This is a genomic window from Nonomuraea montanisoli, assembly GCF_013363975.1.
Taxonomy (GTDB): Bacteria; Actinomycetota; Actinomycetes; order Streptosporangiales; family Streptosporangiaceae; genus Nonomuraea; species Nonomuraea montanisoli.
This window is the reverse complement of sequence record NZ_JABWGN010000023.1, coordinates 1-15,108: the sequence shown is the minus strand read 5'-3', so window position 1 is coordinate 15,108 and position 15,108 is coordinate 1. Positions and strand designations below refer to the sequence as shown.

The 15,108-nt window shown below is 72.7% G+C and carries 11 protein-coding genes and 1 riboswitch; of the genes, 9 read left to right on the top strand and 2 right to left on the bottom strand.

Going from position 1 to position 15,108, the window contains the following annotated elements:
* Nucleotides 1-54 precede the first annotated feature (54 nt).
* Complete coding sequence (locus HTZ77_RS47070) at nt 55-2,217, bottom strand: N-acetylmuramoyl-L-alanine amidase (protein ID WP_235995939.1); 2,163 nt, start codon at nt 2,215-2,217, stop codon at nt 55-57.
* Between the two features lie 162 nt (nt 2,218-2,379).
* Here HTZ77_RS47070 and HTZ77_RS41090 point away from each other — a divergent pair, with 162 nt between their 5' ends.
* The 7 genes from HTZ77_RS41090 to HTZ77_RS41060 all read left to right on the top strand — a co-directional run bounded on the left by HTZ77_RS41090 (nt 2,380) and on the right by HTZ77_RS41060 (nt 11,288).
* Nucleotides 2,380-2,649, top strand: a complete 270-nt coding sequence (locus HTZ77_RS41090; RefSeq protein WP_175595209.1) for a hypothetical protein — start codon at nt 2,380-2,382, stop codon at nt 2,647-2,649.
* 123 nt (nt 2,650-2,772) lie between these two features.
* Nucleotides 2,773-4,593, top strand: a complete 1,821-nt coding sequence (gene glmS, locus HTZ77_RS41085; protein WP_175595208.1) for a glutamine--fructose-6-phosphate transaminase (isomerizing) — start codon at nt 2,773-2,775, stop codon at nt 4,591-4,593.
* Nucleotides 4,594-4,665: 72 nt separating this feature from the next.
* Nucleotides 4,666-5,460 (top strand): SAM-dependent methyltransferase, encoded by a 795-nt coding sequence (locus tag HTZ77_RS41080; RefSeq protein WP_175595207.1) that lies wholly within the window; start codon nt 4,666-4,668, stop codon nt 5,458-5,460.
* Nucleotides 5,461-5,539: 79 nt separating this feature from the next.
* Nucleotides 5,540-6,499 carry a Bug family tripartite tricarboxylate transporter substrate binding protein gene (locus HTZ77_RS41075; protein WP_175595206.1) on the top strand — a complete coding sequence of 320 codons (960 nt, stop codon included), beginning with the start codon at nt 5,540-5,542 and terminating at the stop codon, nt 6,497-6,499.
* Nucleotides 6,500-6,503: 4 nt separating this feature from the next.
* Nucleotides 6,504-6,715, top strand: a riboswitch (cobalamin riboswitch).
* A 117-nt stretch (nt 6,716-6,832) separates the two neighbouring features.
* Nucleotides 6,833-9,061, top strand: coding sequence for a ribonucleoside-diphosphate reductase subunit alpha (locus HTZ77_RS41070; protein ID WP_328809066.1), 2,229 nt, complete (start codon nt 6,833-6,835; stop codon nt 9,059-9,061).
* A gap of 51 nt (nt 9,062-9,112) precedes the next feature.
* Nucleotides 9,113-10,108 (top strand): ribonucleotide-diphosphate reductase subunit beta, encoded by a 996-nt coding sequence (locus tag HTZ77_RS41065; protein ID WP_175595205.1) that lies wholly within the window; start codon nt 9,113-9,115, stop codon nt 10,106-10,108.
* A gap of 31 nt (nt 10,109-10,139) precedes the next feature.
* Entirely contained in the window at nt 10,140-11,288 is a 1,149-nt protein-coding gene (locus HTZ77_RS41060; protein WP_175595204.1) for a mechanosensitive ion channel family protein, read from the top strand.
* Nucleotides 11,289-11,309: 21 nt separating this feature from the next.
* On the opposite strand, the gene HTZ77_RS41055 is transcribed toward HTZ77_RS41060, so the two are convergent.
* Nucleotides 11,310-12,188 carry a DMT family transporter gene (locus HTZ77_RS41055; RefSeq protein ID WP_235995937.1) on the bottom strand — a complete coding sequence of 293 codons (879 nt, stop codon included), beginning with the start codon at nt 12,186-12,188 and terminating at the stop codon, nt 11,310-11,312.
* An 87-nt stretch (nt 12,189-12,275) separates the two neighbouring features.
* Between HTZ77_RS41055 and HTZ77_RS48570 the strand changes: the two genes are divergently transcribed.
* Together HTZ77_RS48570 and HTZ77_RS41045 are read left to right on the top strand one after the other, a co-directional pair.
* Nucleotides 12,276-12,806 (top strand): CGNR zinc finger domain-containing protein, encoded by a 531-nt coding sequence (locus HTZ77_RS48570; RefSeq protein WP_175595203.1) that lies wholly within the window; start codon nt 12,276-12,278, stop codon nt 12,804-12,806.
* 259 nt (nt 12,807-13,065) lie between these two features.
* On the top strand, nt 13,066-15,108 hold a 2,043-nt coding region (locus HTZ77_RS41045), incomplete at its 3' end, for a M4 family metallopeptidase (RefSeq protein ID WP_328809065.1).

Genomic DNA, 15,108 nt, shown 5'->3' with positions numbered 1-15,108 from the left:
CCGGCGGCCTCCGGGCCGAATTCGTGCACCGAATCCAGCGCGCGGGCCGGTCGCTCAGCGGATCACGCGCACGTCCCGCGCCCGCACGAACGCCACCCGGTGGCCGAGCTGGATCTGGTGGAACCGCCGGGTTCCCGCCACCAGGACGTGCGCGTCGCGGTCGAAGGAGCCGCCCTTGAGGTACGAGGCCGTCACGGTCTGCCCCAGCGTGTACGTCTGGCCGGGCCGGATCACGTACGCCAGCGGCGTGCGCTCCTGGTAGGCGACGCCCGTCCCCTGGTAGGCCGGATGGCCGGGGTACGCGCGGCCGTACACCCTGACCTCGTCCCGGTGCGGCGTGACCAGCGGCCCGGAGGCGGGGATCGCGGTCGGCGCCGCGGCCGGGTTGTAGAACCACGCCTTCAGGCCCAGGTACCAGATCGCCGTCCAGTCGCCCCGCCGGTCGGCCACGGCGTAGCGCTGGCCGGTGGAGGCGCGGGCGCTGTGGTCGTACACGCCGTACGTGCTGGGCTTGCCCACCCGCTTGCCGATGTCGTCGACCAGGGGCGCGTCGTCACGCGGCTCGGTGCGCAGCCACACGGACGAGGCGCCGTGCGGCTCGCAGGCCCGCGCCGGCTTGTCCTTGACGCAGCCGGTGAAGCGGGGCTGGTTGGTGCCGTAGTAGGGCAGGATGATCACCGACTTGCCGCGCGGGGCGCTGCCCGAGGCGGGCACGACGCCGGTGCCGCCGCTCGTGCCGGGGGCGGCCGCGGTATCCGCCGTGTCCACCGCGTCCGCCATGTCCGCCGTGCCCGGGCCAGCCGGGGTAGCCGCCGCGTCCGACGTATCCGCCGTGTCCGCCACGACCTCCATGGCTGCCGGGTCGCCGGTCGGGGCGGAGGCGTCGGCGCCGGATGCGAGGGCGGGGACGGATGGGCCGGCCGTGGCGTCGTCCAGAGGCATGCCGTACGCCGGCCCCCCGTCCGCCGGGGCGCTCACCGCCTCCAGGGCCGGGTCGCGAACCGGTACGCCGCCGATCGGGCTGCCCGCCAGCTCCAGGTAGTGGGCCCAGTCCCAGTACGGCCCCGGGTCCTCGTGCATGCCCGGATGGCTCTCGGCCGTCGTGCCCGGGACGTTGTCGTGGCCGAGGACGTGCGCCCGGTCGAGCGGCAGCTCGTACAGGTCCGCCAGGTAGCGCAGCAGCCGGGCCGAGGAGCGGTACATCGCCTCCGTGTACCAGGTCGCCCCCTTGGCCAGGTAGCCCTCGTGCTCGATGCCGATCGAGCGGGCGTTGATGTCCCAGTTGCCGGCGTGCCAGGCGACGTCGCGGGTCCGCACGTGCTGGGCGACGTGCCCGTCGGCCGAGCGCACGGTGTAGTGCCAGCTCACGTAGTCGGGGTCGGTCACCATCGAGCGGATGCCGCTGTAGCGGCCCTCCGTGTCGTGGATCACGATGTAGTCGATCCGCCGCGTCGTGGTGGCCGGGAGCCGGTCGTGGTTGCCGTAGCCGCCCCCGCTCGTGCGCTCGTGCACGGCGGGCATCCACTCGCAGTCGAGCGTCTCGGGGCACTCGGCCCGCCGCGCGAGACGCAGCGGGGGGCCGCCGGGCGGGCGCAGGCCGGGCGCCGGGAGCAGGCGGACGACGAAGCCGTCGTCGGTACGGCGGGCCTCTCCCTCGCGCATCACCGCGAACACCTCGTCCGCGAAGTTCCGGGACCCGCCGGCGGCGAACGGCCGGCCCGTCGCGGCGTAGCGGGCGACGGCGTCGTACCAGTCGGCCGGGTCGGAGCCGGGACCCTCGTGGAGGGAGGCGAGGACGGCGGCGCCGCCCCTGATGTTCGCGGCCGGGTCGGTGCGCAGCCGCGCGACGGACAGCCCGGTGAGCCGCGCGGCCCGCGCCAGCGTCGCCGCACCGCCTCCCGCCGGCTCGCCGGCCGCCCCACCTCCGGCCCCGCCGGACCCGCCGCCCGCCCCCGACCCGCCGGATCCGCCGTCATCGACGCCGGCCCGCCCGCCCAGCAGGTGCATCGGCCCGTACCCGCCCGCCGTGCTCGGCCGCCCCCCGTTGGAGTCCCACCGCGACTCCAGGTACGACACCCCCAGCAGCACGCCCACCGGCACCCCCGACTCCGCGGCGGCCCGCGCGAAGTCCGCCTGGCGGCCCGGCAGCGGACCGGGGACGGTGAGCAGACCGGCGGCGAGACCGGTGACCAGACCGGCGACAGCCCAGTGCGGCATGACAACCTCCACGGATCGACACGGATACACTACGCGGAGTAATCAACCATGCGAGAAGCCCGGGGGCGCCGCGAGATCGTGTTCAGCGGGCTAATCCTGCCCGATTTCGGGCAGGATGTTGGCGTGTCGCGTTCCCTGTGCGTAGTGTCCTCGTCTGTGTCCATGACGCTGCACCCTTACGAGGAGCTGATCGCCCACCTCACCCGGACGAGCGGGCTCGGCCCCGGTGAGGCGGCGCGCGTGGTCGCCGACGTGCTGTCGTACTTCTCCGAGCCCGTGGAGGAGTTCGTGCGGCGGCGTCATGGCGAGCTGAAGTCCCGAGGTCTCACCAACGACGAGATCTTCCCCAGGGTGGCCGCGGAACTGCGGGGGCGCCGCGTCGCGGCGCCCGAGCTGTCGCTGCGGCAACTGCGCCGCATCGTCTACGGCTGACGGGGCAGACGGCCCTCCCGGGGCCACCCTGCGGAAGAAACCGTCCCGAGAAACCCCCTGCGAACGAACAACGGATCTCCGTCTTTCCGGTGAAGGCGGATGACGACGGATAGGAGATGTCGGATGTGCGGAATCGTCGCGTACGTCGGTCCCAAGGACGCCGCCCCCATCCTGCTGGAGGGGCTGCAGCGGCTGGAGTACCGCGGGTACGACTCGGCCGGTGTCGTGGTGTCCAACAAGGGGCTCAAGGTCCGCAAGGTCAAGGGCCGGGTCGCCGACCTGGCCAAGGTGGTGCCGGCCAGGTTCAAGGGCGGGCTCGGCATCGGCCACACCCGGTGGGCCACGCACGGCGTCCCGAGTGACGTCAACGCGCATCCGCACCTGTCGTCCGACGAGCGCATCGCCGTCGTCCACAACGGCATCATCGAGAACGCCGGCGAGCTGCGCGCCAAGCTGGCCGCCGACGGCGCGGTGTTCGTCTCCGAGACCGACACGGAGGTGCTGGCCCACCTGATGGCCCGCACCGTCGAGGAGACCGACTCGCTGGAGGAGGCCGTCCGCAAGGCGCTGAAGAGCGTCGTCGGCACGTACGGCATCGCCGTCGTGGACGCCGAGCGGCCGGGCGAGGTGGTCGTGGCGCGCAACGGCAGCCCGATCGTGCTCGGCATCGGCGAGAAGGAGATGTTCGCCGCCTCCGACGTGGCCGCGCTGGTCCGCTACACCCGCCAGGTCGTCCACCTGGAGGACGGCGAGCTGGCCGTGCTCAAGGCCGACGGCTTCCACACCTTCGCCAGCGACGCCCGCGAGACCGCCAAGGAGCCGCTGACCGTCGACTGGGACGCCGGTCACTACGACACCGGCGGCTACGAGCACTACCTGCTCAAGGAGATCTCCGAGCAGCCCGAGACCGTGGCCCGCACCATGAGCGGCCGCCTCGACGAGCGCTTCCACATCGCCCACCTCGGCGGCCTCAACATGGACGCCCGCGAGACCCGGTCCTTCCGCCGCGTCAAGATCATCGGCTGTGGCTCCGCGTACTACTCCGGCCAGATCGGCGCCCAGCTCATCGAGGAGCTGGCCCGCATCCCGGCCGACGCCGAGCCGGCCAGTGAGTTCCGCTACCGCAACCCGGTCGTCGACCCCGACACCCTCTACGTCGCGATCAGCCAGTCGGGCGAGACCTACGACACGCTGGCCGCCGTGCAGGAGCTCAAGCGCAAGGGCGGCCGGGTCATCGGCATCGTCAACGCGGTCGGCAGCGCCATCGCCCGCGAGGTGGACGGCGGCGTCTACCTGCACGCCGGCCCGGAGGTCTCGGTCGCCTCGACCAAGGCGTTCACCTCGACCGCGCTGGCCTTCGCGCTGCTGGCCCTGCACTTCGGCCGCGTGCACGACCTGTCGCCCGCCGACGGTCGCCGCATCGTCGAGGGGCTGCGCCGGCTGCCCGCGCAGATCGAGGAGATCCTCACCCAGAACGACAAGATCGCCGAGCTGGCGCGGAAGTACGCCCCGTACCCGAGCATGATGTTCGTCGGGCGTGTGCGCGGCTACCCGGTCGCCCGCGAGGGCGCCCAGAAGCTCAAGGAGATCTCGTACGTCCACGCCGAGGCGTACCCGGCGAGCGAGCTCAAGCACGGCCCCCTCGCGCTGATCGGCCCGGAGATGCCGACGGTGGCGATCGTCCCGGACGACGAGCTGCTCGACAAGAACCTCACCACGCTCGGCGAGATCCGCGCCCGCGGCGGCCAGGTGCTCATGGTGGGCCACCGCGAGCCCGACGCCAACCTGGCCGACGACGTGATCGTGGTGCCCAGGAACGAGATCGAGCTGGACCCGATCCTGCTGACGATCCCGCTCCAGCTCCTCGCCTACCACGCCGCGGTGGCGCTCGGCCGCGATGTGGACAAGCCGCGCAACCTGGCGAAGAGTGTCACAGTCGAATAAATTCGTGCGGCACTATGGCTACAATCGCACAAAGGTCGTGTTAGCGGAGCAATCTCGACCTAAGATCCGGATGTGGCCGAGTTCGATCCTCACACGCCGAACGTCGCCCGCATGTACGACTACCTGCTCGGCGGCCACGACAACTACGCCGTCGACCGCGAGGCGACCGAGCGGCTGGTCGCGCTGGTCCCGCAGGCCGTGCCGCTGGCTCGGGCCAACCGCGGCTTCCTGCGGCGGGCCGTGCGCCACCTGGCCGACGCCGGCGTGCGCCAGTTCCTCGACCTCGGCAGCGGGCTGCCCACCCAGGGCAGCGTCCACGAGATCGTCCCGGACGCCCGGGTCGTGTACGTCGACCGCGACCCCGTCGTGGCGGCGCACGCGCGGGCGCTCCTGGGCGAGCACGACGGAGAAGGGCCCGGCCCGGGCCGCCGGGCCTTCCTCCAGGCCGACCTGCTCGACGCGGACGAGGTGCTGCGCCGCGCCTCGGCCGTGCTCGACCTCGGCCGTCCGGTCGGGGTCCTGCTGGTGGGGATCCTGCACTTCATCCCGGACGCGGACGGCCCGTACGCGATGGTGGCCCGGCTGCGCGAGGCGGTCGCGCCGGGCAGCCACCTGGTGATCACCCACTCCGTGACGCCCGGCCGCCCGGCCGGGCCGGGCCGGGTTGCCCCGATCGCGCGGGGCGGCGGCGCCGACCGGCCGCCCGCCGCGATCCGGCGGTTCTTCGGCGACTTCGCCCTGGTCGAGCCCGGGCTGGTGCACGCGGCGGACTGGCGTCCCGACCGGCCCCGCCTGGCGGGTGAGCCCGGTGCGGGTTCGTACCTGATGGCGGGTGTGGGGTGGAAGCACCCCATCCGGGGGGAGTAGCCCCAGAGTGTGACGCCTCGTGATGGTTCGCTAACCTGATGTAGCGGGGCCGTGCCTCGCGAACCGGGGGAGGCACGCCATGCGCCGACGGCAGGTGATCGCACTCGGGCTCGCCCTGGCGGCCTCCGGGCTCGCGGGCGCCGCCGGCTGCGGGGCGCAAGGCGCCACCGGCCGCGGTGTGCGCGGCCGGTTCGCCATCGTGCCGCAGGGCGACCGCTGGGCGCGCGTGGCCGGCGCGCTGGCCACCGCCGCCTGGGACGCCGGGTTCGCCGTGTCGCGGCATGACCAGGCGACCCCCATCACGGTCACCGGCCTGCCCGCGCTGGCCGCGGCCGAGCTCAACGACGGGCCCACGCTCCTCGACACCGCCACCCCGCTGGCCCGGCTCGCCGGGGAGATCGAGGTCGTGCTCGTGCCCGCCGCCTCGAAGTTCCGCGACTTCGAGGACTTCGGCGCCCACCTGCTGGCCCGGCCGGGCGAGACCGTGCTCGCCGGCGGCCCGCGGGGCGAGCCCGACCACCTGCTGTTCGGCCTGGTCGTGCGGGGGCTCGGCGCCGACACCCGTGAGGTCGTCTACACCGGCTACCCGAGCAGCGTCGAGGTGGCCGCCGCCCTGCTCGGCGGCAAGGTGGCGGCCGCCGCCGGGACCCTGGCCGACTGGCGCCACGACATCCGCAAGGGACGCTTCCGGGCGCTGGCCGTCTCGTGCGCCCACCGCGTCGACGGGATCGACGCCCCGAGCCTGCTGGAGAGCGGGGTACGGGTGGACTTCGCCGCCTGGAGCGCGGCCGTCGGCCCGCACGGCATGGCCGGCGACACGCGCGACGCCGCCCTGGAGATGTGCGAGGCCGTCTCCGACTCGGCGCCCTGGCGCGAGGTGTGCCGCAGGCGCGGCTGGAGCGCCCTCCCGCTGTTCGGGGACGACTTCGCCGCCTGGCTCGCCACCGAGATCGGCCGCACCCGCGGGGTGCTCCGCGACCTCGGGCTTGTCGACACGGACAGCACAACATGCGGGCCTAGTTGCGTCAGCGGGCACTAGATGTAGGATCCTGCTCGTCGCTGGTTCGCCCGTCAGGGCGGAGCAAAAGGGAACCCGGTGCGATTCCGGGGCTGCCCCGCAGCGGTGAGCGGGAACGACCGCCGTCACAGAGCACTGGAGCGCATCCGGGAAGCGACGGCCAGTAGAACCACGCGTGTGAGCTGTCACGCGCGCCTGCCCGCGAGCCCGAAGACCTGCCAGCGTGCCGGAGCACCACCGGCTGACCTGTCCAGGGCCTCGAGGGAGGGCCCGGGGGCCGTCGCGGCCGGGGACCACCCGCGCCGCCGTGCTCTCGCGCGCCATCACCGGGGTGAGCTCGCGAGGAGAGAGCACGTGACGACCATCGTTGAGGGTGACCGCCGGCTGGCCATCGAGGAGGCCGCCGCCCGGGTGATCACCGATCCCGCCAACTCCCGGGTCGCCGCCCGGCTGCTGGCCGAGGAGATCGCCGCCGAGACCGCGTCGTGCGGGGTGAGGTCGTTCTCCGAGTCCGTGGCCGCCACCCACGCGGCGGGGCTGGTGCAGGACGAGCTGGCGGCGTTCGTCGCCGCGCACGCCGCCGAGCTGGACGCGCTGGTGCCGGCCGACGCCGACGACCGCTTCGAGTACTTCGGCCTGCGCACCGTCTACGACCGCTACCTGCTGCGCCACCCCGAGACCCGCGCGGTGCTGGAGCGCCCGCAGCACTTCCTGCTGCGCGTCGCCTGCGGCCTGTCCGCCACCGTCGCCGAGGCGGCCGAGCTGTACGCCCTCATGAGCACCCTGTCGTACCTGCCGAGCTCGCCGACGCTGTTCAACTCGGGCGCGCGCCGCCCGCAGCTCTCGTCGTGCTTCCTGCTCGACTCGCCCCGCGACGAGCTGGAGGCCATCTACGACCGGTACGGCCAGGTCGCCCGCCTGTCGAAGTACGCCGGGGGCATCGGCATCGCGTGGACCCGGGTCCGCTCCCGCGGCTCGCTCATCCGCGGCACCAACGGGCACTCCAACGGCATCGTCCCGTGGCTGCGCACCCTCGACTCGTCCGTCGCCGCGGTCAACCAGGGCGGCCGCCGCAAGGGCGCCGCCTGCGTCTACCTGGAGACGTGGCACGCCGACATCGAGGAGTTCCTGGAACTGCGCGACAACACCGGCGAGGACGCCCGCCGTACGCACAACCTGAACCTCGCCAACTGGGTGCCGGACGAGTTCATGCGGCGGGTCGAGGCCGACGAGATGTGGTCGCTGTTCGACCCGAAGGACGTGCCGGACCTGACCGACCTGTACGGCGAGGCGTTCGAGCGGGCCTACCGGGCCTACGAGGAGCAGGGCCGCCAGGTGCGGCGCATCCCGGCCCGCACCCTGTACGGGCGGATGATGCGCACGCTCGCCCAGACCGGCAACGGCTGGATGACGTTCAAGGACGCGGCCAACCGCGCCTCCAACCAGACCGCCCGGCCGGAGAACGTCATCCACCTGTCCAACCTGTGCACCGAGATCCTGGAGGTCACCAGCGACGCCGAGACGGCGGTGTGCAACCTCGGCTCGGTCAACCTGGCCGCGCACCTGCGCGACGGCGCGGAGCTGGACTGGGAGCGGCTGCGCGCCACCGTGCGGACCGCCGTGCGCTTCCTCGACCGCACCATCGACCTCGGCTTCTACCCGACGCCCGAGGCGGAGGCGGCCAACCGGCGCTGGCGGCCGATCGGGCTCGGCGTGATGGGGCTGGCCGACGTGTTCTTCACGCTGCGCCTGCCGTTCGACTCGCCGCAGGCGCTGGAGCTGTCCACCCGCATCGCGGAGGAGATCGCGCTGGCCGCCTACGACACCTCCGCCGACCTCGCGGCCGAGCGCGGCCGGCACCCCTCGTACGCCGACACCCGCGCGGCCGGGGGAGTGCTGCACCCCGACCACTACGCCGGCGCCGCGGCCTCGCCGCGCTGGGACGCGCTGCGCGAGAAGGTCGCCAGGACCGGCCTGCGCAACTCGCTGATGATCGCCATCGCCCCGACCGCGACGATCGCCTCGATCGCCGGCTGCTACGAGTGCATCGAGCCGCAGGTGTCGAACGTCTTCAAGCGCGAGACGCTGTCCGGCGAGTTCCTCCAGGTCAACCGCTACCTGGTGGCCGACCTCCAGGCCCGCGGCCTGTGGACGCAGGCGATGCGCGACGCGATCAAGCGGGCCGACGGCTCGATCCAGGACGTCCCCGGCATCCCGGACGACCTCCGGAGCCTCTACCGGACCGCCTGGGAGCTGCCGCAGAAGGCCCTGATCGACCTCGCGGCGGCCCGCCAGCCGTACATCGACCAGTCGCAGTCGCTCAACCTCTTCATGGCCAGCCCGACCATCGGCAAGCTCTCGTCGATGTACGCCTACGCCTGGAAGAAGGGCCTGAAGACCACGTACTACCTGCGCTCGCGGCCGGCCACCCGTATCGCCCAGACCACCGTGGCGGGCTCCGCGGCGTTCACTGCCGCGCCGGCCGCCGGAACCGCCGCCCCCGCGCTCCCGGTCGCCGAGGAGGCCGCCGCGGCGATCGCCTGCTCGCTGGAGAACCCGGAGGTCTGCGAAGCCTGCCAGTAGGCCGCGCGACCGTCACCCCGAAGAACACCCCACGTACGGAGATTTCCAGACATGCTGCTTGACCCGGGAATGGACCTGACGCTGCGCCCCATGCGCTACCCCGACTTCTACGAGCGCTACCGGGCCGCCATCCGCAACACCTGGACGGTCGAGGAGGTGGACCTGCACACCGACCTGGCCGACCTGGCGAGGATGACGCCCCAGGAGCGCCACCTGATCAACCGGCTGGTCGCCTTCTTCGCCACCGGCGACTCGATCGTCGCCAACAACCTCGTGCTCAACCTCTACCAGCACGTCAACGCCCCCGAGGCGCGCCTGTACCTGAGCAGGCAGCTCTTCGAGGAGGCGGTGCACGTGCAGTTCTACCTGACGCTGCTCGACACGTACCTGCCCGACCTGGACGAGCGGGTCAAGGCGTTCGCGGCGATCGAGCACATCCCGTCGATCCGCGACAAGGCGGAGTTCTGCTTCCGGTGGATCGACTCGATCAACGGGCTCCAGCGGCTGGAGACGGCCGCCGAGCGGCGGCAGTTCCTGCTCAACCTGATCTGCTTCGCCGCCTGCATCGAGGGCCTGTTCTTCTACGGAGCCTTCGCCTACGTCTACTGGTTCCGCTCGCGGGGGCTGCTCAGCGGCCTGGCCACGGGGACGAACTGGGTGTTCCGCGACGAGTCCATGCACATGGAGTTCGCGTTCAGCGTGGTCGACACCGTGCGCGCCGAGGAGCCCGAGCTGTTCGACGACGAGCTGGCCAAGCAGGTCACCGCGATGCTGGAGGAGGCCGTGGCGGCCGAGCTGGCCTTCGCCCGCGACCTGTGCGGCGACGGCATGCCGGGGATGACCGCGGAGCAGATGCGCGAGTACCTTGAGTACGTCGCCGACCAGCGGCTGGCCCGGCTCGGCCTGCCCACGCGGTACGGCACCGCCAATCCCTTCGCCTTCATGGAGCTCCAGGACGTGCAGGAGCTGGCGAACTTCTTTGAACGCCGGGTTTCTGCGTATCAGGTGGCCGTTGAGGGCAATGTGAGTTTTGACGAGAGTTTTTAGACGACCATTAGTGACATTGGGGGCATGACACGTGCAGTCGCCGGCTGACTGGCCCGTTCTGGCCGTCTCCGTCGTGGGGGCGATCCTCGTCGTGGAGATCGTCCGCAGGCTCCTGATCCGCGCCAGGCGCCGCTCGGCGCTCGCCGGGCACCTGGTGGAGCACTGCACGTGGCCCGCGTTCGCCGTGGCCGCGGTGGTGGCGGCCAACTTCGTGTTCGGGCCGGGCATGTTCGGCATGACCCCCCAGGAGCGCGACCTGTCCTCGGCCGTCGAGCGGGGGCTCGGCCTGGTCACGATCGCCTCCGTCACCTGGCTCATCGTCCAGGCCAGCTACGCGCTGACCGACGTGGTGCTCGAACGGCTCGTACGGGTCGAGGGCGAGCGCAACCGGCGGGCCCGGCGGATCATGACGCAGATCGCGCTGGTCCGCCGGATCGCCGCCGCGACCATCATCGTGGTGGCGGTCGGCGCGATGCTGTTCTCGTTCCCGCAGGTGCGGGCGCTGGGCGCCGGGCTGCTCGCGTCCGCGGGCATCGCCGGCGCCGTGGTAGGCATCGCCGCCCAGCCGACCATCGGCAACGCGCTGGCGGGCCTCCAGCTCGCCTTCAGCGACGCCCTGCGCCTCGACGACGTGGTCGTGGTCGACAACGAGTGGGGCCGCATCGAGGAGCTGACGCTCACGTACGTGGTGGTCCGGCTGTGGGACGAGCGGCGGCTCGTGCTGCCCGTCTCGTACTTCACGCAGAACCCGTTCGAGAACTGGACCCGGCACGGCAGCCGGGTCGTGGCCGTGGTGTTCCTGCGGGTGGACTGGTCGGTCCCGGTGGAGAAGCTGCGCGAGGAGCTGTACACCTTCATCCAGACCAACCCGCTGTGGGACCAGAAGGACTGGACCCTCCAGGTCACCGACATCCTGCCGAACGGCCTGGTCGAGCTGCGCGCCCTGATGAGCGCCGCCGACTCGCCCTCCGCCTGGGACCTCAAGTGCGACGTCCGCGAGCACCTCGTCCGCTACGTCCGCGAGAACTTCCCCGAGGCGCTGCCGCGCTTCCGCGTCGAGGCGCCGGAGACCCGCGCCGGCGTGCCGTGGACCGCCCAGCTCGGCGCCGAGCTCGACCCCGGCCAGGCGGTCTCCCAGTCCGGGTTCCCCGACCCCAAGCCGCCCACCCAGCAGCTCTGAGGCCGGTACGGGACTCCCGGGTCAGCGCCGGGCGGCGAGGAACACGCCGGCGCCGCCCACGACCAGGCCCGCCACCGCGAGGGGATGCAGCGCCTGCCCGGCGAGGAGCCAGGCCATGACGGCCGTCACGGCGGGCGTGAGGAAGAACATCGTGCTCACCCGGCTCGCCGGCGCGTCCCTCAGCATGGTGTTGAGCAGCAGGAACGCGCCGATCGAGTTGACCAGCACGAGCCAGGCCACCGCGCCGCCGAACGCGCCCCAGCCGGTGACCCGCGGCGTCTCCAGCAGCAGCGCGGCCAGCCCCATCACGGGCGCCCCGGCCAGGAACTGCACCGCCGTGCCCGTGCGCACGTCCATGTCCGAGGCGAAGCGCTTCTGGTACACGGTGCCGACGCTCAGGCCGACCAGCCCGATCGCGCACAGTGCCACCGCGGAGGGGGAGAAGCTCACCCGGTCGGCCACCGCGAGGCCAACTCCGGCGGCGCCGAGCCCGAACCCGGCCCACCGCACCGGGCTCATCCGCTCGCCCAGCGCCCGGCCGGCGAGCAGCGCGACCACCATGGGGCTCAGCCCCTGCACGAGCGCGATCACCGCGGCGGGCATCCCGCGGCCCAGCGCCGAGTAGAAGGCCCCGAACTGCACCGCCTGGACCAGCAGGCCGGCCACCACCACGTGCGCCAGGCGCCGCCCGCGCGGCCACGGGGCGCGGACCGCCAGCGCGTACCCGCCCAGCAGCAGCCCGGCCAGCGCGAAGCGGGCGAAGGTCAGCAGCAGCGGCGGCGCGGCGCTCACACCGATCAGGCCCGCCACGAACGCGCTGCTCCACGCCGCCACGAACAGCGACGGCACGACGACCGGCGTCCTCGTGCGGGCCGGTGTCTCCATCGTCGGGACGGCCATCGCCACGCCTCCTCAATAACCCCTCAAACCGGTTATCCCACTGTGGGAGCCGGGTCCGTAACCTGTCAAGACGGTTATCATGTGGGTGTGACACGCTTCACCTTCGTCAGCGGCGACCTCGCGCTCGACCTGGCCGGCACCGTCCAGCACCGCCGGACCGACCGGCTCGACGTGCTGGAGGAGCCGGACGACCTGGGCCGCTGGGCGGTGGAGGCGGGCGTCCTGGACCGGCCGTGCGCGGTCACCCCGGCCGGCCTGGCCGCCGCCAAGGAGCTGCGTGAGGCCGTCTACCGGCTGGCCACAGGGGCGGGCGCCCCGGGCGATCGGGAGCTGGTCAACCGGGCCGCCGCCGAGCCGCCCGCCGGTGTCCTGTTCGGCGCCGGAGGCGGGGTCGAGCGAGCCGGCGACCTGACGGCCGTCCTGGCGACGGTCGCCCGGCGGGCCGTGGAGCTGCTCGGCGGGCCGAGCGCCGAGCGGATCAAGGAGTGCGGCGCCGAGGCGTGCACCCGGCTGTACGTGGACACCTCGCGCGGCGGCGGCCGGCGCTGGTGCGACATGCGCGAGTGCGGCAACCGCGCCAAGGCGGCCCACTTCCGCGCCCGCCACGCCACGTCCTGAGCTCCGGCGGACGCCCCCGGCGTCCGCGCGTTCCCCGCTCGTACCGCGTCAAAGTCGGAATTATCAGTATGCCTACCGATATGCATACGGATTCCCAGCTTTGTTACGAGCGCCTACCGTCTGGCTCGCAGTGATCCTTCGCACGTGCGTCACACCCCCCGATTCCCGGCCGGCTCGTGCTCACAGGTGACCCCTGCGACGCGGGCCCGCGCGCGCCCACCCGGGCGGCCGGCCGGGGACAGCCGAAAGGAGCACAAGCGTGAAACGCAAGGGCCTGGCCGCCGCGACCGCGGGACTCACCGCGGCCGCGGCCATGGTGCTGTCCGCCTTACCCGCACTCCCCGCCCACGCGGCCCCGCCCGGGGCCACCCCCGCCCAGCAGGGCTCCGGCGGGCAGGCGCGCATCGCCGCCGACCCCGAGTCCCGCGCCGCGGCCGTCGCCGACCAGGCGATCTCCAGCGGCATGGACAACCTCGCCAAGGGGACCGACGAGGCGTACCGCCGCCTGAAGGTCGTCAAGGGCGCGGGCGACATGTTCTTCGTCTCCTACGAGCGCACCTACAAGGGCCTGCCGATGGTCGGCGGCGACGCCGTGGTCGTCACCGACTCCGCCGGCCACGTCCGCGACACCGTCGCCGAGTCCGGGCCCGCCCCGGCCGACCTGGCCACCACGCCCGACATCGGCGCCGCGCGCGCCCTGCGGGTGGCCAAGACCAAGCTCTCCCGGGTGGACGACACCGCCGACCCGCGCCTGGTGGTGCTCACCTGGGGCGGCAAGGCGCGGCTCACCTGGGAGGCGGTCGTCGGCGGCCTGGCCGACGGCAAGCCGAGCATCCAGCACGTCTTCGTGGACGCCCGCACCGGCGAGATCGCCGACTCCTACGACCAGGTGCGCGAGGGCACCGGCAACGGCTACTACTACGGCCAGGTCACCATCAACACGAGCGGCTCCGGCAGCTCGTACTCCATGACCGACACCACCCGGCCGGGCATCAAGTGCGGCGGCCAGAACGGCTCCGCCTACACCGGCACCGACGACAACTGGGGCAACGGCTCGGGCACCGACCTGGAGACCGCCTGCGTCGACGCGCTGTACTCCGTCCAGCGCGAGTGGGACATGCTGCGCGACTGGCTCGGCCGCAACGGCATCAACGGCAGCGGCAGCGGCTTCCCCGCCCGCGTCGGCCTCAGCGACGTCAACGCGTACTGGAACGGCAGCTACACCAACTTCGGCCACAACCAGGCCAACACCCGCCAGGCCACGCCCATCGACGTCGTGGCGCACGAGTTCGGCCACGCCATCTTCCAGACCACGCCCGGCGGCGCCGGCTCCGGCAACGAGAACGGCGGCATCAACGAGGGCACCGGCGACATCTTCGGCGCCCTGACCGAGCACTACGCCAACAACCCCAACGATCCGCCGGACTACCTGGTCGGCGAGGAGGTCGACCTCGTCGGCGACGGCCCGATCCGCAACATGTACAACCCGTCGGCGCTCGGCGACCCCAACTGCTGGTCCACCTCGATCCCGAACACCGAGGTGCACTCCGCGGCCGGCCCCATCAACCACTGGTTCTACCTGCTGGCCGAGGGCAGCAACCCCGGCGGCGGCAAGCCGTCCAGCCCCATCTGCTCCGGCGGACCCGCCTCGGTGACCGGCCTCGGCATCGAGAAGGCCGGCAAGATCTACATGGGCGCCCTGAACCGCAAGACGTCGTCCTGGCGCTACACCAACGTGCGCGCCGCGGCCGTCGCGGCGGCGATCGAGCTCTACGGCGCCAACAGCGTCGAGTGCAACACCACCAAGGCGTCCTTCAGCGCGATCGCCGTGGCCGCCGCGTCCGGCGAGCCCGCCTGCGGCACCCCGGGCAACGACTTCTCGCTGTCGGTCAACCCGGCCTCGGGCAGCGCGCAGCCGGGCCAGCAGGTGACCACCACGGTCAGCACGCAGACCACCTCGGGCAGCGCGCAGACCGTCAACCTGAGCGCCACCGGCCTGCCGAGCGGCGTCACCGCGAGCTTCAACCCGTCGTCGGTGACCTCCGGCAACTCCTCGACGCTCACCCTGTCCGTCTCCTCCTCGGCGGCCCAGGGCAGCTACCGGATCACCGTGAACGGCGCCGGCACCACCACGCACAGCGCCGTCTACACCCTCCAGGTCGGCAGCACGCAGACCCGTGACTTCTCGATCTCGGCCAACCCGGCGTCGGGCACGGTCCAGGCGGGCTCCTCGGCCACCACCACCATCGCCACCCAGACCACCGCCGGCAACGCCCAGGCCGTCAACCTGTCGGCCAGCGGC

What these genes read in the sequence shown, in the direction of transcription:
- HTZ77_RS41090 (WP_175595209.1), top strand. Translation starts at nt 2,380, where the DNA reads ATGACGCTGCACCCTTACGAGGAGCTGATCGCCCACCTCACCCGGACG.
- HTZ77_RS41065 (WP_175595205.1), top strand. Translation starts at nt 9,113, where the DNA reads ATGCTGCTTGACCCGGGAATGGACCTGACGCTGCGCCCCATGCGCTAC.
- HTZ77_RS41075 (WP_175595206.1), top strand. Translation starts at nt 5,540, where the DNA reads ATGCGCCGACGGCAGGTGATCGCACTCGGGCTCGCCCTGGCGGCCTCC.
- HTZ77_RS47070 (WP_235995939.1), bottom strand. Translation starts at nt 2,217, where the DNA reads ATGCCGCACTGGGCTGTCGCCGGTCTGGTCACCGGTCTCGCCGCCGGT.
- glmS (WP_175595208.1), top strand. Translation starts at nt 2,773, where the DNA reads ATGTGCGGAATCGTCGCGTACGTCGGTCCCAAGGACGCCGCCCCCATC.
- HTZ77_RS41055 (WP_235995937.1), bottom strand. Translation starts at nt 12,188, where the DNA reads ATGGCCGTCCCGACGATGGAGACACCGGCCCGCACGAGGACGCCGGTC.